21 protein-coding genes are annotated in these 22,255 nt (G+C 71.7%); 16 read left to right on the top strand and 5 right to left on the bottom strand.

Going from position 1 to position 22,255, the window contains the following annotated elements; all coding sequences use genetic code 11:
• The first annotated feature begins 117 nt into the window (after positions 1–117).
• Positions 118–1,014 carry a ParA family protein gene (locus ACFPIJ_RS28325; protein WP_380119097.1) on the top strand — a complete coding sequence of 299 codons (897 nt, stop codon included), beginning with the start codon at positions 118–120 and terminating at the stop codon, positions 1,012–1,014.
• Positions 1,015–1,027: 13 nt separating this feature from the next.
• On the top strand, positions 1,028–1,432 hold the full coding sequence (locus tag ACFPIJ_RS28320) for a hypothetical protein (protein ID WP_380119095.1): 405 nt from the start codon (positions 1,028–1,030) through the stop codon (positions 1,430–1,432).
• 206 nt (positions 1,433–1,638) lie between these two features.
• Here the strand turns inward: ACFPIJ_RS28320 and ACFPIJ_RS28315 are convergent, their stop codons facing one another.
• Both ACFPIJ_RS28315 and ACFPIJ_RS28310 read right to left on the bottom strand, forming a co-directional pair.
• Positions 1,639–2,934: a DUF6602 domain-containing protein gene (locus ACFPIJ_RS28315; protein ID WP_380119092.1), complete on the bottom strand. Its 1,296-nt coding sequence runs from the start codon at positions 2,932–2,934 to the stop codon at positions 1,639–1,641.
• 130 nt (positions 2,935–3,064) lie between these two features.
• On the bottom strand, positions 3,065–4,375 hold the full coding sequence (locus ACFPIJ_RS28310; RefSeq protein ID WP_380119090.1) for a UvrD-helicase domain-containing protein: 1,311 nt from the start codon (positions 4,373–4,375) through the stop codon (positions 3,065–3,067).
• A 113-nt stretch (positions 4,376–4,488) separates the two neighbouring features.
• On the opposite strand from ACFPIJ_RS28310, the gene ACFPIJ_RS28305 reads away from it, so the two are divergent.
• From ACFPIJ_RS28305 to ACFPIJ_RS28265, 9 genes are all read left to right on the top strand, one after another.
• Complete coding sequence (locus ACFPIJ_RS28305) at positions 4,489–4,725, top strand: hypothetical protein (RefSeq protein ID WP_380119088.1); 237 nt, start codon at positions 4,489–4,491, stop codon at positions 4,723–4,725.
• Between the two features lie 195 nt (positions 4,726–4,920).
• Positions 4,921–5,268, top strand: coding sequence for a hypothetical protein (locus ACFPIJ_RS28300; protein ID WP_380119086.1), 348 nt, complete (start codon positions 4,921–4,923; stop codon positions 5,266–5,268).
• A gap of 120 nt (positions 5,269–5,388) precedes the next feature.
• Entirely contained in the window at positions 5,389–6,396 is a 1,008-nt protein-coding gene (locus tag ACFPIJ_RS28295; RefSeq protein ID WP_380119084.1) for a cellulase family glycosylhydrolase, read from the top strand.
• A 54-nt stretch (positions 6,397–6,450) separates the two neighbouring features.
• Entirely contained in the window at positions 6,451–7,662 is a 1,212-nt protein-coding gene (locus ACFPIJ_RS28290; RefSeq protein WP_380119180.1) for a PucR family transcriptional regulator, read from the top strand.
• A gap of 219 nt (positions 7,663–7,881) precedes the next feature.
• Entirely contained in the window at positions 7,882–8,832 is a 951-nt protein-coding gene (locus tag ACFPIJ_RS28285) for an ACP S-malonyltransferase (RefSeq protein WP_380119081.1), read from the top strand.
• Positions 8,829–9,782 (top strand): beta-ketoacyl-ACP synthase III, encoded by a 954-nt coding sequence (locus ACFPIJ_RS28280; protein WP_380119079.1) that lies wholly within the window; start codon positions 8,829–8,831, stop codon positions 9,780–9,782. The genes ACFPIJ_RS28285 and ACFPIJ_RS28280 overlap by 4 nt, the downstream gene beginning before the upstream one ends.
• Positions 9,783–9,869: 87 nt before the next feature.
• Entirely contained in the window at positions 9,870–10,115 is a 246-nt protein-coding gene (locus ACFPIJ_RS28275; RefSeq protein WP_203847813.1) for an acyl carrier protein, read from the top strand.
• A 93-nt stretch (positions 10,116–10,208) separates the two neighbouring features.
• The gene (fabF, locus tag ACFPIJ_RS28270) at positions 10,209–11,426 is read left to right on the top strand and encodes a beta-ketoacyl-ACP synthase II (protein ID WP_380119077.1); all 1,218 of its coding nucleotides are present in this window, start codon (positions 10,209–10,211) and stop codon (positions 11,424–11,426) included.
• A gap of 16 nt (positions 11,427–11,442) precedes the next feature.
• The gene (locus ACFPIJ_RS28265; RefSeq protein ID WP_380119074.1) at positions 11,443–12,840 is read left to right on the top strand and encodes an acyl-CoA carboxylase subunit beta; all 1,398 of its coding nucleotides are present in this window, start codon (positions 11,443–11,445) and stop codon (positions 12,838–12,840) included.
• A gap of 86 nt (positions 12,841–12,926) precedes the next feature.
• On the opposite strand, the gene ACFPIJ_RS28260 is transcribed toward ACFPIJ_RS28265, so the two are convergent.
• Positions 12,927–14,612, bottom strand: a complete 1,686-nt coding sequence (locus tag ACFPIJ_RS28260) for a glycoside hydrolase family 3 protein (RefSeq protein WP_380119072.1) — start codon at positions 14,610–14,612, stop codon at positions 12,927–12,929.
• Between the two features lie 39 nt (positions 14,613–14,651).
• Positions 14,652–15,143 (bottom strand): DUF3145 domain-containing protein, encoded by a 492-nt coding sequence (locus tag ACFPIJ_RS28255; protein ID WP_327008955.1) that lies wholly within the window; start codon positions 15,141–15,143, stop codon positions 14,652–14,654.
• 254 nt (positions 15,144–15,397) lie between these two features.
• Here ACFPIJ_RS28255 and ACFPIJ_RS28250 point away from each other — a divergent pair, with 254 nt between their 5' ends.
• Together ACFPIJ_RS28250 and ACFPIJ_RS28245 are read left to right on the top strand one after the other, a co-directional pair.
• The gene (locus ACFPIJ_RS28250; protein ID WP_380119069.1) at positions 15,398–15,730 is read left to right on the top strand and encodes a hypothetical protein; all 333 of its coding nucleotides are present in this window, start codon (positions 15,398–15,400) and stop codon (positions 15,728–15,730) included.
• A gap of 127 nt (positions 15,731–15,857) precedes the next feature.
• The gene (locus ACFPIJ_RS28245) at positions 15,858–17,168 is read left to right on the top strand and encodes an alpha/beta fold hydrolase (RefSeq protein ID WP_380119066.1); all 1,311 of its coding nucleotides are present in this window, start codon (positions 15,858–15,860) and stop codon (positions 17,166–17,168) included.
• A gap of 91 nt (positions 17,169–17,259) precedes the next feature.
• On the opposite strand, the gene ACFPIJ_RS28240 is transcribed toward ACFPIJ_RS28245, so the two are convergent.
• Entirely contained in the window at positions 17,260–18,258 is a 999-nt protein-coding gene (locus ACFPIJ_RS28240; RefSeq protein WP_380119178.1) for a saccharopine dehydrogenase family protein, read from the bottom strand.
• Between the two features lie 61 nt (positions 18,259–18,319).
• Between ACFPIJ_RS28240 and ACFPIJ_RS28235 the strand changes: the two genes are divergently transcribed.
• From ACFPIJ_RS28235 to ACFPIJ_RS28225, 3 genes are all read left to right on the top strand, one after another.
• Positions 18,320–18,970 (top strand): DedA family protein, encoded by a 651-nt coding sequence (locus tag ACFPIJ_RS28235; RefSeq protein ID WP_380119064.1) that lies wholly within the window; start codon positions 18,320–18,322, stop codon positions 18,968–18,970.
• Between the two features lie 81 nt (positions 18,971–19,051).
• Positions 19,052–21,214, top strand: a complete 2,163-nt coding sequence (locus tag ACFPIJ_RS28230; protein WP_380119061.1) for a HelD family protein — start codon at positions 19,052–19,054, stop codon at positions 21,212–21,214.
• A gap of 241 nt (positions 21,215–21,455) precedes the next feature.
• The gene (locus ACFPIJ_RS28225) at positions 21,456–22,235 is read left to right on the top strand and encodes a DeoR/GlpR family DNA-binding transcription regulator (protein WP_354782746.1); all 780 of its coding nucleotides are present in this window, start codon (positions 21,456–21,458) and stop codon (positions 22,233–22,235) included.
• Positions 22,236–22,255: the final 20 nt, after the last annotated feature.

Genomic DNA, 22,255 nt, shown 5'->3' with positions numbered 1-22,255 from the left:
AGCGTGCCGATGTCATGCTGCTGCGCATGAGTGGGCCGCAGCGGAGCGAGGACCCGCGAATCGGGGGCTCAGGGTGGCGCGCTCAGGCCGGCGCCGGAGCGCAGCGGAGGTGATGGCATGAGCGTGGTCTCCGTGATCAACTACAAGGGCGGGGTCGGCAAGACCACATTGACCGCGAACATCGGCGCCGAGCTGGCCGCCCGGGGCCGCAAGGTGCTCCTCGTCGATCTCGACCCGCAGGCCAGCCTCACGTTCTCCTTCTACCGGCCGGCCGAGTTCGAGTCGCGGCCGACGATCCTGCCGTGGTTCGACGGTTACCTCGCCACCCGAGCCGCCGAGCCGCTGCACCGGTACGTGGTGAGCCCCCGCGAGGTCAACGCCGTCGTGCAGCCCCTCGGCGGCCAGCTCGACCTGCTCGCCGGCGACCTCGGGCTCATCGAGGTCGACCTCAACCTGGCGGCCGCCCTGGGCGGTGCCCGGCTGCAGACCGGCAACCCCCGCTACCTGCCGGTGCACCGTCTGATCGCCGACGCCCTCACCGACCACGCGTTCGGTGGCTACGACGCGGTCCTCATCGACTGCGCGCCCAACTTCAACCTGGTCACCCGCACCGCGATGGTCGCCAGCGACCACGTCATGGTCCCGGCCCGCCCCGACTACCTCTCGACCCGCGGCATCGACTACCTGCGGGCCCGCATGTCCCGGCTGGTCGAGGAGTACAACGCGATCGCCCCCCGCCCGATCAACCCGGAGATCATCGGCGTGGTCTACACGATGGTCCAGTACACCGGCGCCGGCCCGCTCATCTCGCAACGCACCTCGGTCAACGAGACGTCCCGGATCGAGATCCCCGTCTTCCGCCAGACCATCCGTGACAACAAGACCGCCGTCACCGACGCCGGCGAGCGCAGCCTGCCCGTCGTCCTCGCCCCGCCGGGCACCGCCTCGATCGAGACCCTACGATACGAGTTCCAGCAGCTGACCAGCGAGTTCCTGGCCCGCACCAGGATCTGAGGAGCGTCTTGCGATGACCGACCCCGCCGACCTGGCGCACGACGTGCTGCTCAAGATCGCCGCGTTCGTGAAGTCCCTGCCGGCCGACCAGCTCGCCGACCTCGCCTCGGGCGAAGCCCGGCTGTCCCTGGTCCCACGCGGCGGCCGGGCCGCCGCGCGGGCCACCCCGGCGCGGCCCCTGTCCCGGCCCGTCGCCGAGATCGAGGCGATGCTGGCGGAGATCGGGACGCGGGCGGCGGCGGTGCAGTACCTCAACGACGAGCGGCTCACGGTCGCGCAGCTCCGCGAGCTGGCGAAGGTGCTCGGGGTGGCGTTGCCCAGCAAGTCCACGAAGGATTCGATCACTACGAAGATCGTGGATTCGGTGGTGGGGCGGCGGCTGGACTCCTCGGCTATCGACCGGATGGTCGCCCGCTGACCGCATCACACGCATCCGTCATCCAATCGAGATGCGCACCGGACCTCCCTTGACTGGTCCGGTCCTGATGGTTGAGGAGCTAGCGTTGTGCGCCGCCGGCACCCGCCCCGCACCCGCTCGACCACGGCCCCAGCTACCTGCTCGAACCACGGCGCCCGCCTCGCTCAGGCGGACGGGGGAAGCCGTCGGCACGGTCGGTTCCGGGTTCAGTCGGTCTCAGTTTGAGCTTCGGCGGGTTCGACGCGCTGGCGCAACCATCGACTGAACCTCCCGGTGTTGTTCTCTGCTGCCACGTATTCCCCCGACGGCAGGATCACGCCGAGGCAGTCGACCGCGATCAACTGCATCTGCAGGCCGTCCATGGCGACGAGACCCGTTGACACGAGCCGCGAACGCAGATCGTCCGGAGACGTGCCGACTCCGTCGAGGAACCGCACCAGCTTCGGGTCATCCATGCTCACGCTCCGGCCGGCGCACAGCCGCTGCAGGACCAGAAACTCCTCCCTTGACAGGAAAGCCGGGCTCCAAGGCTCGGTTACGGGAAGTGCGGCGAGGTCCTCTTCTGTCGGCTCGACGTACGACAGGTGCCATCCGCCGGTCGCCGCTCTTGCGGTCAAGAGTTTGCGCGGAACCTCCAGGTCGAGATCATCACCCCACAGATGCGGCAGTCCGAACTGCTCATCGAGTCGAGTCCAGATCAACTCCAGGAGGATCAGCATCGGGTTGACCGGTGTGGAGACGTAGAACGGCCACTGGTCGTCGACGAGCTGCGCCGAGTACGGTCGGCCGTTCATCTTCACGATCGAGTAGTTGCCCGAGACGATGAGCTGCGGTAGCGATGCTGGGCTGAAGCCTTGCACGCCGATGTTCTCGCCGAGAAGCTTGACGAACGCCTTGCGGAAGGCCGTCTCGCTCTGGAATCCGTGGTAGCCGAGTGCGACGCGGATGATCGAATGTTGCTCATTGATCAACGCGTGAAAGATCATCTGATGCTCGACGGCGAGGCTGTCGAGCTGGTCGTACGGTGGCGCCACCAACCCGGTCGTCTCGGAGAACGCTCTGCGGGCCAGCTCGATGCTGACGGGCTCGGCCGGTGCCTCGGCGGCTCGGAGTTCCTTGTCGTTGCTCTCCAACTGCCCCAGCGACCGCAACAGATCGAGCGATTCGGCCATCTGGGCGCTGTACAGGGTCTTCTTGACCTCGATGACGGCGATGACGTCCTCGACCGGCCAGACGAAGGAGTCGGTGTAGGGGATCGACTCACCGGTGCCGTGCACAAGCATGCAGTCGAGCTGATGTGACAGGTTCCCATTGCGATCCTTGGCGAAGCCGGTGACAACGTTCAGCTCCAGGCCCTCGGGGAGAGACTGGGCCAGGAGCTCGGACGAGAGCCCTTCGTACATGTCACCGATCGTCGGCCCGTGCTTGACCTCGACCGCGTCCAGCTGCGGGATCTTCTCGTGGGTGATACTCGACAGCAGGTCTGCAACCGTCCGGATCATGGAGTCACCTTAGGTTTCCGCTGCTGGCATCCAGCCGAGCCCATCGCCGCGTACTGCCAACGAGTCAACGACTCAGCACCCTGGTGGAAGGTCGGGCTGGTCGGAGACCCTACGCGAACCGCAACATTTGTCAGGGACGGCGGTGGCGACCGGACGGCCGGGACCGCTCAACCTGCGCATCCAGCAGCGCGGCGGCCCGTTGCAGCACCTCGTCCCACATCGGCACCGGCGCGCCCCCGACCACCAGCGCGGCAAGGTCCTCGGCGAGCCGGTCCAGCTGCGCCATGTCGAGGGTCGGATCGGCGTCGGGTTCGATGACCACCCGCTGCCGCGGGATCCGTGAGGTGACGTCCGGCCCGGACTCGATCGGCAGCGGATCCCCGGCGCACACGATGTCCAGGTATCGGATCGTGCGGGTGAGCGCGACGAACAGCAGCCGGTGCCCGCGCTCGTCCTCGGCGACGATCTCCTCCGGCTCCACGACCACGACCGCGTCGAACTCCAGGCCCTTCGCCTCCTGAGGGCTGACGAGGTTGATCGCGCGGTCCAGCTCGCCCTGGTCGGCGCGGCCCCACTGCAGGTCGTTGGCGTGCAGGGCGAACTCGACCTCGGCGCGGCAGGCGGCGGGGCAGACGATGCCGACGAACCGGCCGCCGAGGGCGTGGTCCTTCGCGATGAGGGCGGCCCGGCCGGCCCGCTCGGCGGGTTCGACGACGTGGACACCGGGGTCGCCGGGGCCCTCGCGGACGGCTCTGGTCGGCTCGACGTCGGGAGCGGCGACGGGGAGGAGCTCGGCGGCCAGTTCGTAGACCTGGCGCGGGACGCGGTAGCCGTAGCGGAGCCCGACGACGACCTGGGGCAGCTGTGCGGGCAGGTGCTCGGTGACCTCACCCCAGTGGTCGCGGGCCCAGGCGCCGGTGGACTGGGCCAGGTCGCCGACGACGGTGAGGGAGCCGGTCGAGGAGCGGCGGGCGACGGCGCGCAGCTGCATGGGTGAGAGGTCCTGGGCCTCGTCGACGACGATGTGCCGGTAGCGGCGCGACACCCCGTTGAGCAGTTCCTCGAGCTCGTCGAGCAACGGCAGGTCGGTGTTGCTCCAGATCTGCTCGGAGAGCTTGTCGGCGCCGCGGCGGTGCAGCAGGGCGAGCTCGTCGGGGGTGAACTCGCCGGCGGCGGCGTTGGCCAGCCTGACCTGCGAGCCCAGCAGGGTGCGCAGGAACGCGGCGGCGCTCTGCAGCGGCCAGAGACGTTCGAGGAGGTTCTCGACCGGGCCGAGGCGTTCGGGGTCGGTCGGGCCGCCGCGGCCGCGGACGAGGTCGGCGAGCTGGGCGCGGAGGCGCTGGCGGCGTTGCGCGTAGGGGCCGCCGGCCTGCCGGGCGGCGGCGACGGCGGCGGCCACCTCGACGCCGGAGAGGGTGACGAACGTGCCGTCGAAGAGCATGCGTTCGGCGGGTTCGGGGGTGCCGACCCGGCTCTCCAGGCGCGGGCGAGCAGGCGGGCCATCCGCGCCTCACCCTTGAGCCGCCGGGTCTGCGGGCTTTCCGGCCGGCCGCGTTGCACGGGCGGGCCGAGCTGGTCGATGTCCAGCTGCGCCACGTCGGTGTCGCCGAGGCTCGGCAGGACGGTGCGGATGTAGCGGGTGAACGCCGGGTGCGGGCCGACGACGAGGACGTCCTGGGGGCGCAGCCGGTCGCGGTGGTTGAACAGCAGCCACGACACGCGGTGCAGGGCGACGGCGGTCTTCCCGGTGCCGGGGCCGCCCTCGATGACGAGCAACTGGTCCAGCGGTGATCGGATCAGCCGGGACTGGGCGCCCTGGATGGTGGCGACGATGTCGGTCATCGCGCCGGTGCGGCCCCGGTCGAGCTCGGCGAGCAGCGCGCTGTCGGGGCCTTCGAGCTCCGCGACGGCCTCGGCGAGCTGGGCGAAGACGACGTCGTCGAAGTCGCGGATCTGGTTGCCGGCGCACTGGAACGTGCGCTTGCGTTGCAGGCCGCGGGGGTCCTCGTGGGTCGCCTCGTAGTACAGCGCGCCGATCGGGGTCTGCCAGTTGACGACGAGGACCTGCCGCTGGTCGTCGAGGATCGTCTCGCGGCCGATGTAGAAGACGTCATCGACGCCGGCGTCGGCGGGCTCGCAGTCGATCCGGCCGAACGCGACCTGCTCCTCGGGTGCGGCGAGGGCCTCCTTGCGGACGCGCCGGAACAGCGCGAGGCGGCGGCCGGCGCCTGCGTTGGCGGCCGCGTCGGGGACCTCGCCGAGTTCTTCCCGGACGCGTTCGCGGTGCTTGCGGGCCAGATCGAAGTGCTGCTGCTCAGCGGCCAGCTCGGCTGACTTGGACTGCACGGGCCGCCTCTCCGCGATCTACCACGCTACGTGATCTCCAGGTTACCCGCTGACAGGGACCGCGGTCGATCCCCGTTTGGTGGGCAAACCGGCGGGTAGCGGCTCGCCGTGCTGATCAGAGCGGCGTTCCTCGCCCTGCTGCTGTCATTGCTGGGCGCGGCGTACGTCTCGGTGGAGCCCGCCTACGGGGCGACCGGGATCAAGGCCACCGGTGGGCACCTCGTCGAGGCCAACGGGGAACGCCTGGTCCTGCGCGGGGTGAACCACGGGTACTACTTCAACAAGGGTCCGGCCTCGGTGTTCGCCGACATCAAGGCGAGCGGGGCCAACTCGGTGCGGGTGGCCCTGTCCAGCGGCACCGCGTTCCCCGCGACCAGCCCGGCGGAGGTCGCCGGCATCATCGGCCAGTGCCGGGCGAACCGGCTGATCTGCGTGCTCGACGTGCACGACACGATGGGGTACGGCACGGAGCCGGGCGCGGCGACGATCGCGCACGCCGTCGACTACTGGCTGACGCTGCGCAAGGTGCTGCTGCGGCAGGAGTCCTACGTCGTGATCAACATCGCCAACGAGCCGTCGGGGCACGCGGTGAACACCGACTGGATCGGCGACACGAAGACGGCGATCCAGCGGCTGCGCACCGCCGGGCTGCTGCACGCGATCATGGTCGACGCGCCGAACTGGGGCAACGACTCGTTCAACGTCATGCACGACCACGCGGCCGAGGTGTTCGCGTCCGACCCGGAGCACAACACGATCTTCGACGTGCACATGTACGGGCCGTTCAACACCGCGCAGAAGGTCGCCGACTACCTCGACACCTACGTCCGGCAGCGGCTGCCGATCGTCGTCGGGGAGTTCTCCTCGATTCACCAGTACGGCGACCCGGACGAGGACGCGATCATGGCGTACTGCGCGCGGTACGACCTCGGGTACCTCGGCTGGGCCTGGAGCGGCAACAGCCCCGAGTACCACTATCTGGACATGGTCGACGGCTTCAAGGCCGCGAAACGCACCGACTGGGGGCGGCGGCTGATCGACGGCCCGAACGGGCTGCGGCAGACGTCGAAGGAGGCCGGGATCTACGGCGGCTTCTGGTTGGCGGCCAGACGATGAAAAGCTGTGCGGGTGACGAACCAGGAGCTGCCGGAAGGGCGTGACAGCCAGGAGCTGCCGAAAGGGCGTGATAGAGGCGGGAGCCTCGAAGCGAGCGTGCGCTCGATCGAGCGGGCGGCCGGCGCCCTCGCGACCGCGAGCGTGGCGCGGATGGACGAGACCCTGCCCTGGTTCCGGGAGCTGCCGGCCGACCAGCGCGCCTGGGTGATGCTGGTCGCGCAGGCCGGCGTGCGGTCCCTGGTCGAGTGGCTGCGCAACCGGCAGGAGGGCGGGGCGCTGCCGCCGGACAACTCCGACGAGTTCTTCGACGCCGCCCCCCGGGCCCTGGCCCGGTCGATCAACCTCGGCCAGACGGTCCAGCTGATCCGGGTGACCATCGAGGTCGTCGAGGAGCAGCTGCCGCACCTGGCCGCCGCCGGCGAGGAGGCCGGGATCCGCGAGGCGGTGCTGCACTACAGCCGGGAGGTCGCCTTCGGCGCGGCCCGGGTCTACGCGCGGGCCGCGGAGACCCGGGGCGCCTGGGACGCGCGGCTGCAGGCACTGCTGGTCGACGCGCTGCTGCGCGGCGACTCCTCCGACGTCCTGGCGAGCCGGGCGGCGGCGCTGGGCTGGGCGGACGCCCCGCCGGTCGCGGTCGCGGTCGGCCGGTCACCGGGTGGGGAGGCCACGGCGGTCCTGCACACCGTCTACCGGGCGGCGCGCCGGATCGGGGTCGAGATCCTCGGCGGGGTGCACGGTGACCGCCTGGTCGTGGTCCTCGGCGGCGCGCCCGACCCGATCGCGGCGACCGAGCGGCTCCTGGTCGGCTTCGGCGACGGGCCCGTGGTGGTCGGGCCGGCGGTGCCGTCGCTGGACGAGGCGACCGAGTCCGCCAGGGCCGCCCTGGCGGGGTTCCGGGCCGCGCCCGCATGGCCGGCCGCCCCCCGCCCGGTGGCCGCCGCCGACCTGCTGCCGGAGCGCGCCCTGGCCGGCGACGCGGAGGCCCGCCGGATCCTGCGGCAGGACATCTACGGCGCGCTGGTCCGCGCCGGTGGCGAGCTCCTGGAGACGCTGGACGCGTTCTACGCCGGCGGCGGGGTCCTGGAGAGCGCCGCACGGGGGCTGTTCGTGCACCCCAACACCGTCCGGTACCGGCTGCGCCGCATCGGCGAGGTGACCGGATTCGTCCCCCTGGTGCCACGTGACGCGTTTGCCCTGCGGATCGCGCTGACGATCGGCAGACTGGATCCGTTCGCGCCCGCGCCGTCCGGCCAGCCGCCGCAGTGACACATCCCACCGGCCCGACCACGCCGCAAAGGTGACGCATCTCGCAGCCGGGGTGACGCAGGTCGCAGCCAGGACGGGCAAAATGTAGCGGTGGGTGAGCGCACGGAACTGTTGGGGCAACACCACGCAATCTTTTGTAGACTTCCTACAAACGAGGTGGTCCACTTTGGTGCGTAGCGCTACCCGCGTGATTGACGGGAATCCGGAAAAGTCATAGACGTGCTCGCTGTACTCGCCCCAGGGCAAGGCTCCCAGAAACCCGGCTTCCTGACACCGTGGCTCGCGCTGCCCGGCGCGGAGGCCCGTCTGCGCTGGTGGTCGGTCCTCGCGGGGGTCGACCTGGTGCACCTCGGCGCCGAAGCCGACGCCGAGGAGATCAGGGACACCGCCAAGACCCAGCCGCTGCTCGTGGCGGCCGCGCTGCTCACCGCCGAGCAGCTGCCGCTGGACAACGCGAACATCTTCGCCGGCCACAGCGTCGGCGAGCTCGCCGCGTCGGCCCTGGCCGGGGTGCTCAGCGCAGAGGCCGCGGTCACCCTCGCCGGGGTCCGCGGCCGGGAGATGGCCGCCGCCTGCGCGCTGGAGCCGACCGGCATGAGCGCGATCCTCGGCGGCGACCCCGACGAGGTGCTCGCCGTCATCGAGGCCGCCGGGCTGCACCCGGCCAACCGCAACGGCGCCGGCCAGGTCGTCGCCGCCGGTTCGCTCACCGGCCTGGAGAAGCTCGCCGCCGCCCCTCCGGCCCGTGCGCGGATCATCTCGCTGCAGGTCGCCGGAGCGTTCCACACCCCGTTCATGGCGCCGGCCGAGGAGGCCCTCGCCACGATCGCGGCCGGGGTCAGCACGTCGGCGCCGACGAGGCCGCTGCTGTCCAACCTGGACGGCACGGTCGTCGACCACGGCCCGGACATGCTGCAGCGCCTGGTCCAGCAGGTGACCGCGCCGGTGCGCTGGGACCTGTGCATGGCCGCCCTCGCCGACCGCGGCGTCACCGCCGTGATCGAGCTGGCGCCCGCCGGGACCCTCGCCGGGCTGGTCAAGCGCACCATCAAGGGCATCGAGATCGCCAGCGTCAACACGCCGGACGACCTGGCCGCCGCTCGTGATCTGATCGCGCGGCACGGCAGCGCGCCCGACCAGCCGCTCGCTCGCATTGGAGACCAGCTATGAACCAGCCGACCGGGTCGAAGATCCTCGCGTTCGGGCACTACCAGCCGTCGCAGGTGGTCACCAACGACGACCTGTCCAAGGTGATCGAGACCAACGACGCCTGGATCCGCGACCGGGTCGGCATCGCCGAGCGCCGCGTCGCCGGCAGCGAGAGCGTCGCCGACATGGCGACCGCAGCCGCCGGGAAGGCCCTCGCGGCGTCCGGACTCACCGCCGCCGACATCGACCAGGTGATCGTCGCGACGTGCAGCTCGATCGACCGCTGCCCCAACGTGGCGACGCGGGTCGCGGCGAAGCTCGGCATCATGGCGCCGGCCGCGTATGACCTCAACACCGCCTGCTCCGGGTTCTGCTACGGCCTGGCCGCCGCCGACCACGCGATCCGCGCCGGCGCGAGCCGCAACACCCTGGTCATCGGCGCGGAGAAGCTCTCCGACGTGGTCGACTGGACCGACCGGACCACCGCCGTGCTCTTCGGCGACGGCGCCGGTGCCGCGGTCGTCACCGCCACCCAGGAGGGCGAGGAGGCCGGCGTCGGTCCCGTCGTCTGGGGCTCCGCGCCCGAGAAGGGCGACGTGCTGAAGATCGAGGGCTGGCGCCCGTACATCAAGCAGGAGGGCCAGGCGGTCTTCCGGTGGGCCACCACGGCCATCGCGCCGTACGCGCAGGCCGCCCTGGACCGGGCCGGCGTGCAGGGCAAGGACATCGCCGCGTTCGTGGCGCACCAGGCCAACACCCGCATCATCGACGGCATCGTCAAGCGGCTCGACCTGCCCAACGCGATCATCGTCAAGGACCTCGTCGAGTCCGGCAACACGTCGGCGGCCAGCATCCCGCTGGCACTGTCCAAGGCCATCGAGCGGCGCGAGGTGCCCTCCGGGGCGCCGGTGCTGCTGTTCGGCTTCGGTGGCGGCCTCACCTACGCGGGGCAGGTCATCCGCTGCCCGTGAGCTCCCGCTCCCGTTCCAGGCTCATTGTTGTTCCACCAGCGTTCGACTCCGTGTCGGCTCTGCGTCAACCCAAGGAAGGAAAGCTCTATGTCCACCCGTGAAGAGATCGCCGGCGGTCTCGCCGAAATCCTCGAAGAGGTCGCCGGGGTCAACCCCGACGACGTCGCCGAGGAGAAGTCGTTCACCGACGACCTGGACGTCGACTCGCTGTCGATGGTCGAGGTCGTGGTGGCGGCGGAGGAGAAGTTCGGCGTGAAGATCCCGGATGACGAGGTGCCGAACCTCAAGACCGTCGGTGACGCCGTGTCGTACATCGTGAAGTCGCAGGCCTGACAAGCCGTTGTCGCGGTCTCGGGTCCGGACGGTCACCCCGAACTGCCCGAGACCGCGCCGAAACAGAGGGTCAGCCAGAGAGGTAGTTGTGCTGTGAGTGTTGAGGTCGTCGTCACCGGTCTCGGGGCCACCACGCCCCTGGGCGGGGATGTCGCGTCCACGTGGGATGCCATGCTCGCCGGGAAGTCGGGTGTGTCGCCGCTGACCCAGGAATGGGCCGCGCAACTGACCGTGCGGATCGCCGCGCAGTTGGCCGTCGAGCCGAGCACAGTGATCGACCGGATCCAGGCCCGCCGCCTGGACCGCTCCGAGATGACCGCGATCATCGCCGCCCGCGAGGCGTGGGCCGACGCCGGTTCGCCCGAGGTCGACAAGCTGCGGCTCGCCGTCAGCGTCGGCACCGGCATCGGCGGCGCCCAGACCCTGCTCAACCAGGACGACATCCTGGAGGCCAGCGGACCCCGCAAGGTGTCCCCGCACACCGTGCCGATGCTGATGCCCAACGGCCCGGCCGCCTGGGTCGGTCTCGAGCTCGGCGCGCAGGCCGGCGTGCACTGCGTCGCCAGCGCCTGCGCCACCGGCGCCGAGGCCATCGCGCACGGCCTGGACCTGATCCGGCTCGGCCGCGCCGACGTCGTCGTCGCCGGCGGCACCGAGGCCGTCATCCACCCGCTGCCGATCGCCGGGTTCGCCGCGATGCGGGCCATGTCGATCCGCAACGACGAACCCGAGCGCGCGTCGCGCCCCTGGGACAAGGGCCGCGACGGCTTCGTCCTCGGCGAGGGCGCCGGCATCATCGTGCTCGAACGCGCCGACCACGCCCGCGCCCGCGGGGCCCGGATCTACGCCCGGCTCGCCGGCGCCGGTCTCACCTCCGACGGGTACGACATCGTCCAGCCGCACCCCGAGGGCGACGGCGCCGTGCGTGCCATCGACTTCGCGCTCCGCGACGCCGGGGTCGCCAAGTCCGACGTGGTCCACGTCAACGCGCACGCCACCTCGACCCCGGTCGGCGACCTGGCCGAGATCAAGGCGCTGCACCGGGCGCTCGGTGACCACCCGCTGCTCACCTCCACCAAGTCGATGACCGGGCACCTGCTCGGCGCGGCCGGTGCGGTGGAGTCGATCGCGACGATCCTCGCGATCTACCACGGGATCGTCCCGCCGACGATCAACCTCGACGAGCCCGACGACGAGCTGGACCTGGAGGTGGCCACGCACAAGGCGCGCCACCTGGACATCCCCGCCGCCCTGAACAACTCGTTCGGGTTCGGCGGCCACAACGCCGCGCTGGTGTTCGCCCGCGCCTGAGGCCCGTGGAGCTGCGATGACGCGCATGTCCGCCCGGATCGCGGACCTGCGCGACCCGGAGGCGCGCCTGCGTGCCCTGTTCGACCAGGGCACGCTGCGCCTGCTGGCACCCCGCGACGACAGCGGGGTGGTGACCGGGCGGGGCGCCGTCGACGGGACCCCGGTCATCGCGTTCGCGACCGACGCCACCCGGATGGGCGGCGCGATGGGCGACGCCGGCTGCCGCCGGGTCGTGGACGCCATCGACGCCGCCATCCGGGAGCGGGTCCCGGTCATCGGCGTGTGGCACTCCGGTGGTGCCCGCCTCGCCGAAGGGGTGCTCGCGCTCGACGCCGTCGGGCAGGTCTTCGCCGCCACGGTCCGGGCCTCCGGACGCGTCCCGCAGCTCTCGGTCGTGCTCGGCCCGGCCGCCGGCGGCGCCGCGTACGCCCCTGCCCTCACCGACATCGTGATCATGAGCGACGCCGGCCGGATCTTCGTCACCGGCCCCGAGCTGGTGCGCAGCGTCACCGGCGAGCAGGTGGACATGGACCGCCTCGGCGGTCCCGAGCCACACGGCCGCCGCTCCGGCGTCGTGCACGTCACCACCCGCGACGACGCGTCAGCGCTCGCCGCGGCCCGCGGCCTCGCCGCACTGCTGGGCCGGCCGGGCCGCCTCCGCGTCGACGACGTCGCCGAGGCCGACCTCGGCGCGTTCCTGCCGCCGGAGCCCGACCGGGCCTACGACGTGCGGCCCCTCGTGGACGGGGTCCTCGACGCACCCGGCGTCGAGCTGCACGCGGGCTGGGCGCAGAACGTGGTCACCACACTCGGCCGCTTCGGAGGTCGTACCGCCGGCGTCGTGGCCAACAATCCACTGCGGCTCGGCGGCTCCCTCGACGCGACGGGTGCCGAGAAGGCGGCCCGGTTCGTGCGCATGTGCGACGCCCTCGGCGTGCCGCTCATCGTCCTCGTCGACGTCCCCGGCTACCTGCCGGGGCTCGGCCAGGAGTGGGACGGCGTGGTCCGGCGCGGCGCGAAGCTGCTGCACGCGTTCGCGGAGGCGGTCGTGCCCAGGGTCACGCTCGTCACCCGCCGGGCCTATGGCGGCGCGTACATCGCGATGAACTCCCGCTCGCTCGGCGCCACCGCCGTCTTCGCCTGGCCGGGCGCCGAGATCGCCGTCATGGGCGCCGGCACCGCGGTCAACGTCCTGCACCGCAGGCGGCTCGCGGCCGCCGCCCCCGAGGACCGGGAGGAGCTGCGGGCCCGGCTCGTCGAGGAGCAGACCGAGGCCGCCGGCGGCGTCGGGCGGGCCGTGGAGATCGGGGTGGTCGACGCCGTGGTCGAGCCCGGGCTCACCCGCGGCCGGATCGCCGCGGCGCTGGCCGGCGCGCCGCTGGCCCGCGGCGCACACAGCAACATCCCGCTGTAGGCCGCCTTTTCCGTGATCCGGAAGACCTTGTGCACTCACTTGTGCACTCAGGGGTGCGCAAGGTCTTCCGGATCACGGACAGCGGGTCAGGCGCAGGCGGTGGCCGGGAGGCCCTGCACCGGCACGGGTGAGCGGCCGGGTGCCTTGGCCTTGCCGACCAGCACGTCGGCGAGGGCGGACATCGACGCCTGCGAGGACGAGTACGTCGCGACCAGGGTCCCCTTCGCGGAGCGCAGGACGTGCGGGGTGTCGAGGGCGACCGTCACCGCCGCCGACGTGGACAGGTCCGAGGCGCCCTTGCCGTAACCCACGAGCCGGACCTCCGCGCCGCCCTGCTGCACCACGGTGGCGCCGGCGGCGGTCAGGGCGGCCTCGAGCCAGCCGCGCGCCGTCTCGCTGCCGGCGGCGGTGACCCGGACCGGGCCGGTGACGAGGGCGCCGGAGCAGGGGCCGCGCAGCACGGTGACGGCCGCCGCGGCGCTCGCCCGGGCGGCCGCCTTCCCGGCGTCGCCGTTGACGGCCGAGGCGGCGGGCCGCGGGACGGCGGCGAGCCGGAACTTCAGCGTCAGGATGCGGGTCGCGGCCTCCGTGAGGCGCTGCTTCGGCAGCCGGCCGGAGCGCGCCGCGTCGAGGAGACCCTTGTAGGCGTCGGTCAGCTTCGGCGGCATCAGCAGCAGGTCGTTGCCGGCGAGGACGGCACGCACGGCGGCCTCGCCCGGGCCCCACTTCTCGGCGGGCTCCATGTTGAGCGCGTCGGTGACCACGACACCGGTGTAGCCGAGCTTCGTGCGCAGCAGGTCGATGAGGACCTTGCTGGAGAACGACGCCGGCACACCCGGGTCGATCGCCTTCACGTCGAGGTGGCCGGACATGACCAGGCCCGTCCCGGCGGAGGCGGCGGCGACGAACGGCGGCAGGTCGCCGCTCTCCAGTGCGTCGAGGCTCTGGCTGAGCACCGGCAGGCTGCTGTGGCTGTCGACGGTGGTGTGGCCGTGACCGGGGAAGTGCTTCACGGTCGCGGCGACACCGGCGGCCTGCAGCCCCCGCACCGCCGCGGCCACCTGGAGCGCCACGAGCTTCGGGTCGCTGCCGAAGGAACGGGAGCCGATGACCCCGCCGGGCTGGGCGCCGAGGACGTCGGCGTCGGGGGCGAAGTCGACGTTGATCCCGATGGCGGCAAGCTCGGTGCCGGCGGCCTTCCACGCGGCCTCGGTCAGCGCCGGGTCGTTGCCGGCGCCGAGGGCCAGGGCGCTGGGCAGCTGCACCATGCCGTCGCGGATGCGGGTGACCTGCCCGTACTCCTGGTCGGTGCCGATGAGCAGCGGGATCCTGGCGGGCAGGCCGAGCGCGGCCGCCTGCAGTCCGCCGGTGAGCTTGGTGACCTGGGCCGGCGACTCGACGTTGGTGGTCTTGTTGGTGCCGGCGGTCGGGTCGTCGGCGCTGCTGGACACCAGGATGACGCCGCCGAGGTGGTACTTCCTGACGATCTCCGCCGGAGTGGCGGCGCCGGCGTAGGCCTTGTTCGCCGACACGGAGCCGGAGGAGACCTTCTCGGCGTCGTTGCCGTACGCGTAGGGCATCAGCAGCTGTCCGACGAGCTCCTCGTCGGACAGCCTGGCGACGAGGTCGGCGGCCTGCTTCGCCGGGTCACCGCCGGGCACGACGGCGGAGTCCTGCGCCGTCGCCGACGGTGACGGCGCCGCGGGCCGGTCGTCGGTGCATCCGCTGAGCAGCACGGCGACGGCGGCGAAGGGCGCCAGCAAGCGTGGCATGGGTCCTGGCACCGTGCCACTCAATCATGCACGTGCAAGTCACCCGACCCGGGTGAGCAGTGTCATGGGGACGCCGTCGGCGGCGTGGCGGTAGGGTTCCAGCTCCGCGTCCCACGGACCGCCGAGGGCCTTCTCCATCGCGTGGGCGAGTGTCTCGTACCCCCGCGACGTGGCGATCAGGCTGCGCAGCCGGTCCTCGGACAGCACGATGTCGCCGTTGGCACTCGTCGAGCCGTGAAAAAGGCCACGGCCGGGCACGTGCATGAACCGCTCGCCGTCGACACCGGAGCTCGGCTCCTCGGTGACCTCGAAACGGATCATGGGCCACTGCCGCAGGGCAGCCGCCAGCTCGCCCCCGGTCCCAGTCGCGCCGGACCATGAGCATTGCGCCCGCCGAGCTGACGGCTCGACAGGCTGTGGCGTCCACTCGAGTCTGACCGGCGCTCCGAGGACGCGCGCGATCGCCCACTCGACGTGCGATGACACGGCGAGCGGTGACGAGTGAACATATATGACGCCACGCGTGGGCACGTATGACCTCCCGGAGACCGAGGTGCGTCTTCCCCTACGACCTCGAACCCGGCACGATCTGCCCTGTAGCTATGTGCTTGTGGGACTCATGATGACGATGTTGTGCGCGGTGCGCCAGAGAATCGGCAACTCGGGTCCTACGAAATGTCCAACGGGTGGAGCCCCCACCAGGTAACTCGTTTTTTTGACCGAACCTGCCGGGTGTTACAGTTTTGCTGTCTTCAGCAGTTCAGGCTCGACAAGGAGTTCCCGCCGTGGCGAACAACACCTCCAAGACCGCGCGGGCCTCAGTCCGCGCAGGCCAGGCCGGCGCGTCCGGCGCCCTGAGCGTGCTGGGTGAGTTCAAATACCTCATCCCGCTCAACGGCGGCAAGCACGTCTACGTGCGCAACCTGACCAACGGCAAGACCAACCGCCTCAGCACCATCTCCGACGCGTTCGTCGAGGAGATCCGCGTCCTCGCGGGCGCCGGCCACGCTGCGAAGGTGCGGGTCGAGCTGCAGGCGCTCAACATCGCCCACCCCGGCCACGGCTGGGACGCGACGGAGCGGCGCCTCGTCGACGCGGGCGTGTTCGAAGCCGCCTGACGCGTTGCACTTCCAGCCGCCGCCCGGGAGCTCCCGGGCGGCGGTTTCGTGCTGCACCGGGTTCACTCCCGGAATGCTCCCGCAGATCACCGGGGTAATTCGACGTACTTCCGGGTAACAATGGACCATGGGTACCGTCGTCTCCTCCTCCGTGGTGAGGCTCGCGGACGGCGCCGGCCTGTACAGCGTGCTGTATCCGCCCGCCTCCGACGGTGCGGGTGCGGCGCGGACCCCGGTGACGGTGGTTCTCCTGCACGGCTGGACGCTCGACAACCGCCTCTGGCGACAGCAGATCGCCGACCTCCCGGCCCGCCTCGGCGCCGTCGTCGACATGCCGGTCCAGCTCCTCACCTTCGACCTGCGCGGCCACGGCCGCTCCTCCGCCACGTCGGGCACCGACGCGACCCTCGAGCAGCTCGGCGACGACCTCGCCGAGGTCCTGGACGCCCTGGTGCCCACCGGGCCGGTCGTGCTCGTCGGGCACTCCCTCGGCGGCATGGCGATCATGGAGTACGCACAACGCCACGCGAAGTCGTTCGCCGCCCGCACCGTCGGCGTCGTGCTCGTGTCGACGTCGGCGGAGGGTTCGTCCCGGACCAGCTACGGGCTGAGCCCGCGGCTGGCCCGGGTGATGCGGATCCTGGAGATCCAGGGCGCCGGCCTGCTCGCCCGCTCCGGCGCGTGGCGGCCGCACCGCCGGCTGATGCCACTGCTGGCGCCGGGGGTCCGCTGGCTGGTGTTCGGCCACCGGGTCGACACGTCGTGGGTGGCGCTGACCGCGTCCATGGTCGGCAACGCGCCGCTGTGCGCGATCGGCGGGTTCCGGCCGTCGGTCGACCTGCACCACCGCGTCGACACCCTGGCCGCGATGCGGGGCCTGCCGGCCGCGGTCCTGGTCGGCACCCTGGACCGGCTGACGCCACCGGCCTGCGCGGCGACGATCACCGGCGAACTGCCCGACGCCGAGCTGATCACGTGCGAGGACGCCGGGCACATGCTGCCGATCGAGCGACCCGACATGGTCACCGACGCGATCGTCGGCGTGGTCCGGCGGGCGGCGAGGTCCACGGGAGCGGTCCCGGCGCGGACGAAACGCGTGCCGACGAAACGTGGACCGGCAGCGGTCCTGGCGCCGGCGAGGCGCGAGCCGACGAAACGCGAGTCGGCAGCGGCAGCGGTCCCGGAGCCGACGAAACGCGAGTCGGCAGCGGTCCTGGCGCCGGCGAGGCGCGAGCCACCGAAACGCGAACCGGCAGCGGTTCCGGCGCCCGCGAAACGCGAGACGCCGAAACGTGAACCGACGAAACGTGACGAGGGCATCCCTGCACCGACGACGACTACGGAACCGGTCCCGGTGTCGGCGACCGGCTTCCTAGCCACCGTACATCAGCCCAAAAAATCCACCGATATTCCGTCACCGCTGACGAACGCAGTGTGACAACGCCGGCGTGTCGGCGCCGCACAGCCTGTGTCAATCACGCCGTCTGCGTCAGTCACGCAGGGCGTTTGCTTCAGTCACGCAGTCAGCGTCACTGCGGTGCGGTCACCGTGACGCCGTCCAGCGTACGCACGAAGTCGGCGCCGAGCGCGGTCGCCGGCGTGTGCGTGCCGGGCGCGATCCCGCCGGCGAGCACCCGCTGCACCGCCCGCAGCGACGCGTCGGCCGTCAGCGCGTACGCGTTCGGCCCGGTCAGCGTCGCCGTCATGGTGTTCCCGGCGCCGTCGGTCACCTCGCCCCACACCTCACAGCCGGTGGCGGCGCGGCGCGTCGTGGACGGGCCGCCGGCCGGGACCAGGGCCCTGGCGACGGCCCGCAGCGGGCCGAACTTCAGCAGCCGGACCAGCGGCGACCCGGCATTGCGGGGCAGCCGCATGTATACCGTGATGTCCCCGATCCCGGTGGAGTGGTGGGCGGTCACGAGGTCGCCCCACCGGGTCGCGCCCACGGTCCGCTCCCCCGACGGGAAGGGCACGGTCCGCGACGGCGTGCCGAACGGCGTCGCGACCAGGGTCCCGCCGACGCGGCGGCGGCCACCGGACGCCGCCTCGCCGAGGGAGGTCCGGGCCGTGCCGCGGCTGAGCCCGCCCGGCGCGTCGAACGCCAGCTCGAGGGTCGTGGCGCCCGGCATGGCGGCGACGAGCATCGCGGCGAGGCAGTCGGTCGGCACGACGTCGAACCCGGCGCCGGTGAGCAGGACGACGCCGGCGGTCACCGCCCGTGACGACTGCGCGAACATCCAGTCGAAGACGTCGAGTTCGCCGGTGATGTCGAGGTAGTGCACGCCGGCGGCGAGGCAGGCGTCCACCAGGGGGCGGGCGGTGTCGGCGAACGGGCCGGCGCAATTGACGACGGCGGTGACGCCGTCGAGGTCGGGTGCGGAGAGCGGGAACGCCCGGTGCGGCAGTCCGAGCTCACCGGCCAGACCCGCCACGGCGGCCGACCGGCCGGCGAGAACCGGACGTTCGCCGCGGTCGGCCGCGAGCCGGGCAAGAAGTGACCCGCTGTAACCGTTCGCGCCATACACCATCCACGTCACGGTCGTCACCGTATGAGAGGGTGGAGGCGAAGACCACCGCGGGGAGGCGACTGTGCATCACATCGAGACGTGGATGGCCACCCTCTCGCCCATCTGGGTTTATCTGCTCGTCGGCGGTGTGATCGGGATCGAGAGCATGGGGATCCCGGTGCCGGGCGAGATCACGCTCGTCACCGCGTCGCTGCTGTCGGTGACGACCAGGATCGACCCGTGGCTGGTGGCCGCGTCGGCGTCCGCGGGCGCGATCATCGGCGACTCGATCGGCTACTTCATCGGCCGGCGCGGCGGGCGGCATCTCCTGGAGCGGGTGGGGCGGCGGTTCCCGAAGCATTTCGGGCCGGCGCACCTGGCGAAGGCCGAGCGGGCGTTCCAGCGGTGGGGCGTGTGGGCGGTGTTCTTCGGCCGGTTCATCGCGCTGCTGCGCATCCTCGCCGGGCCGCTCGCGGGCGCCCTGCACGTGCCCTATGGCAAGTTCCTGGTCGCCAATGCCCTGGGCGGTCTCACCTGGGCGTTCGGCACCGTCTTCGCCATCTACACGATCGGCCAGGCGGCGGAGAAGTGGCTGAAGGACTTCTCCTGGATCGCCCTCGCGGTGGCGGTCGTCGCGGGCCTGGCCACGACCCTGTGGCTGCGCCGCAAGGCGGCCGCGGAGGCCCGGGCACTGCGCGAGGAAGCCGAGAAAGCGCCGGCCATCACACCGTGAAGCGCGACAAAACGCCGGCCACCACACCGTGAAGTAGGCTCGTAGGGTTGTTTTTTCAACCCGGGTGCTAGGGGTGGGGCGTTGAACGACGCGGTTCGCGAGTCGGAGATCGCCGCCGAGCAGGCATACCTCGACCGGGTCTACACCCGTCTCGACCAGTTGCGGATCACCGCCGCCGAGGTCGAGCGCGAGGGATACAGCCTGGCCAAGGTCGGTAACTTCGGCGCGCTGGTCGAGCGCGACGCCATGGTCTACCACGCCGCGAAGCGGCGCCGGGCCCTGGAGAGCGAGCACGACGGTCTGGTCTTCGGCCGGTTGGATCTCGGCCCGGACGGCCGTTCCGGCGACGGCGCGGACGCCGCCTCGGCGGATCCGGTCGTGCCCGGGGGTGAGGTTCGTTACATCGGCCGGCTCGGGCTGCGCGACGAGACCTATGAGTCGCTCGTCGTGGACTGGCGGGCGCCGGCGGCGGCACCGTTCTACCGGGCCACCCCCACCGACCGGATGGGGGTCGTGCGCCGGCGGAGCATCCGCAGCAGCAACGAGAAGGTCATCAGCATCGAGGACGACCTGCTCGACCCGGAGGCCGCGCCGAGCGAGATGGCGGTGATCGGCGACGGGGCGCTGCTGGCGAACCTGTCCCGCGCGACGGGCACCGGCATGAAGGACATCGTCGCGACGATCCAGCGTGAGCAGGACGACGCGATCCGCTCCCCCAGCCTGGGCGTGACGATCGTGCGCGGCGGGCCCGGCACCGGCAAGACCGCGGTCGCCCTGCACCGCGCGGCCTACCTGCTGTATGCGGACCGTAACCGCTACGAGTCGGGCGGTGTGCTCGTCGTCGGCCCGTCGGACGTGTTCGTCGGATACGTGTCGCGGGTGCTGCCGTCCCTCGGCGAGGACACCGCGTCGCTGCGCTCCCTCGGCCAGCTCCTGGAGGGCGTGCAGGGCAGCCGGCACGAGCCGCCGGAGGTCGCCGCGATCAAGGGCTCGCTGCGCATGCAGCGGGTGCTGAGCCGGGCGGCCCGCGGCCCGGTGCCCGACTCGCCGGACCGCCTGCGCGTGTTGTACCGCGGCGAGTTGCTGGTCCTGGAGCGCCCGGCGCTGGACGACCTGCGCCGCACGGTGCTCAACCTGGGGGTGCGGCGCAACGCCGCGCGGGCGAAGGCGGCCGGTCACGTGCTGGACGCGTTGTGGCGGCAGAGCGTCGAGCTGCTGCCGTCGGGGCGGCAGCAGAAGCGTGAGGAGTTCGCGCCGGACATCGCCGAGCGCCCCGAGTTCGTGGCGTTCATGCGGGCCTGGTGGCCGGTGCTGCGCCCGGCGCAGGTGCTCGGCTGGCTCACCGACCGTCACCGGGTGTCACGGTGGGCGAACGGCGTGCTGAGCAACCGGGAGATCGCGGTGCTCGCCGGCGCGATCCACCCCGACGACCCGTCGGTCGAGGACGTGGCGCTGCTGGACGAGCTGCAGGAGCTGCTCGGCGACCCGCCGGTGCGCAAGCGCGCGGCGCGGGACCCGTTCCAGGTCGCGGAGGGTGTCCGGGAGGTCACCACCTACTCGGACCGGATGGCGGCGGCCCGGGCGCAGGCCGTGGAGCGCCCGACCGACTACCGTGACTACGCGCACATCATCGTCGACGAGTCGCAGGACGTGTCGCCGATGCAGTGGCGGATGATCGGCCGCCGCGGACCCAACGCGACGTGGACGATCGTCGGCGACCCGGCGCAGGCGGCGTGGGGTGACGCGGCCGAGGCGGACCGCGCGATGGACGGCGCGATCGGCAGCCGGCGGCGCTCGGCGTTCACGCTGACCACCAACTACCGCAACTCGGCTGAGATCTTCGAGGTGGCCGCCCGGGTCATCCGCGCGGCGCAGCCGGACATCGAGCTGCCGACCGCGGTGCGGTCCTCCCACCAGAAGCCGGTGCTGACGACCGTGGACGCGCCGGACCTGGAGGCGGCGACGCGGGCGGCCGCCCAGACGCTCCTCGACCAGGTCGAGGGCACCGTGGGGATCATCACGCCCACGGCCCGCCGGGACGAGATCGCGAAGTGGGTCGACGGGATCGACGAGCGGGTGCAGACCGTCGGCGCGCTGGACTCGAAGGGCATGGAGTACGACGCGGTCCTGGTGGTCGAGCCGGCGCAGATCAGGGACGAGGCGAAGACCGGGTTCCGCACGCTCTACGTGGCGTTGTCCCGGGCAACCCAACGTTTGACCACGGTCGGAACCGCGCCCTTCTGAACATTGTTCCCACAGTTCCCTGTTCGAGTTTGTTGACTTCTGGTCGGCTAGGTTCGAAGCTGTAGCGCATGCGAGCGCACCCAGCCGCCCTTCAAGGGGGTGTCCACCCGGCCGTCAACTTCGGCCGGGCCACCGGGGTGCACACCGTCCCTGGCGCCGTAACGTCTGCGTTGGAATCTGCGATGGGATTTGCCATCCGCGCAGCCGCGCCAGCCGCTGCGCCTGCGAAGGGAACGGCGTGATGCTCGCACAGCAACGTCAAACGGCCATTCTGGATCTGGTGCGCCGGCACGGTGGCGTTCGGGTGAGCCAGTTGGTGCGCCAGTTCGGCGTGTCCGACATGACCATCCGCCGGGACCTGGAGGCCCTTGCCGACCGCGGTCTGGTCGACAAGGTCCACGGTGGCGCCACCATCGCCGGCCCCGGGTCCACCGAGGAGCCCGGCTTCGACGCCAAGTCGGTGCGCCAGCGCAACGAGAAGGCGGCCATCGTCGAGCGGGCCGCCAAACTCATCGAACCGCACACGGCGGTCGCGCTGTCCGCCGGCACGACAACGGCGGCGCTCGCCGCACATCTGGTCGATGTCCCGGGACTGACCATCGTCACCAACTCGATCCCGGTCGCCGACACGCTGTACCACGCCGGGCGGCCCGACCAGACGGTCGTGCTCACCGGCGGCATCCGCACCCCGTCCGACGCCCTCGCCGGCCCGGTCGCGGAGGCGGCGATCGGCTCGCTCAACGTCGACGTGCTGTTCCTCGGCGTCCACGGCATGAGCCCCCGCACGGGTTTCACCACGCCGAACCTCATGGAGGCCGGCACCAACCGCCTGATGGTCTCCGCCGCCCGCAGGCTGGTCGTGCTGGCTGATCACACCAAATGGGAGATGGTCGGGATTGCGACCATCACCCCGCTCGACGAGGCGGACATCCTCATCACCGACGTCGGGCTCGCCGCCGAGGCACGGGTGCAGCTCGCAGAGCGCGTCGGTGAACTCATCGTGGTCGATCCGAACGGTTAGCCACCCCAACTGGAGAACGA

It is taken from the genome of Dactylosporangium cerinum, assembly GCF_042653625.1.
Classification (GTDB): domain Bacteria; phylum Actinomycetota; class Actinomycetes; order Mycobacteriales; family Micromonosporaceae; genus Dactylosporangium; species Dactylosporangium cerinum.
The sequence above is the reverse complement of the archived record's forward strand: the minus strand, read 5'-3'. Positions and strand labels throughout refer to the sequence as shown.

Bases quoted from the DNA above. Each gene is read 5' to 3' on its own strand.
- ACFPIJ_RS28325 (WP_380119097.1), top strand. From the start codon at position 118: ATGAGCGTGGTCTCCGTGATCAACTACAAGGGCGGGGTCGGCAAGACC.
- ACFPIJ_RS28320 (WP_380119095.1), top strand. From the start codon at position 1,028: ATGACCGACCCCGCCGACCTGGCGCACGACGTGCTGCTCAAGATCGCC.
- ACFPIJ_RS28315 (WP_380119092.1), bottom strand. From the start codon at position 2,934: ATGATCCGGACGGTTGCAGACCTGCTGTCGAGTATCACCCACGAGAAG.
- ACFPIJ_RS28310 (WP_380119090.1), bottom strand. From the start codon at position 4,375: ATGCTCTTCGACGGCACGTTCGTCACCCTCTCCGGCGTCGAGGTGGCC.
- ACFPIJ_RS28280 (WP_380119079.1), top strand. From the start codon at position 8,829: ATGAACCAGCCGACCGGGTCGAAGATCCTCGCGTTCGGGCACTACCAG.
- ACFPIJ_RS28275 (WP_203847813.1), top strand. From the start codon at position 9,870: ATGTCCACCCGTGAAGAGATCGCCGGCGGTCTCGCCGAAATCCTCGAA.
- ACFPIJ_RS28265 (WP_380119074.1), top strand. From the start codon at position 11,443: ATGACGCGCATGTCCGCCCGGATCGCGGACCTGCGCGACCCGGAGGCG.
- ACFPIJ_RS28260 (WP_380119072.1), bottom strand. From the start codon at position 14,612: ATGCCACGCTTGCTGGCGCCCTTCGCCGCCGTCGCCGTGCTGCTCAGC.
- ACFPIJ_RS28245 (WP_380119066.1), top strand. From the start codon at position 15,858: ATGGGTACCGTCGTCTCCTCCTCCGTGGTGAGGCTCGCGGACGGCGCC.
- ACFPIJ_RS28240 (WP_380119178.1), bottom strand. From the start codon at position 18,258: ATGGTGTATGGCGCGAACGGTTACAGCGGGTCACTTCTTGCCCGGCTC.
- ACFPIJ_RS28225 (WP_354782746.1), top strand. From the start codon at position 21,456: ATGCTCGCACAGCAACGTCAAACGGCCATTCTGGATCTGGTGCGCCGG.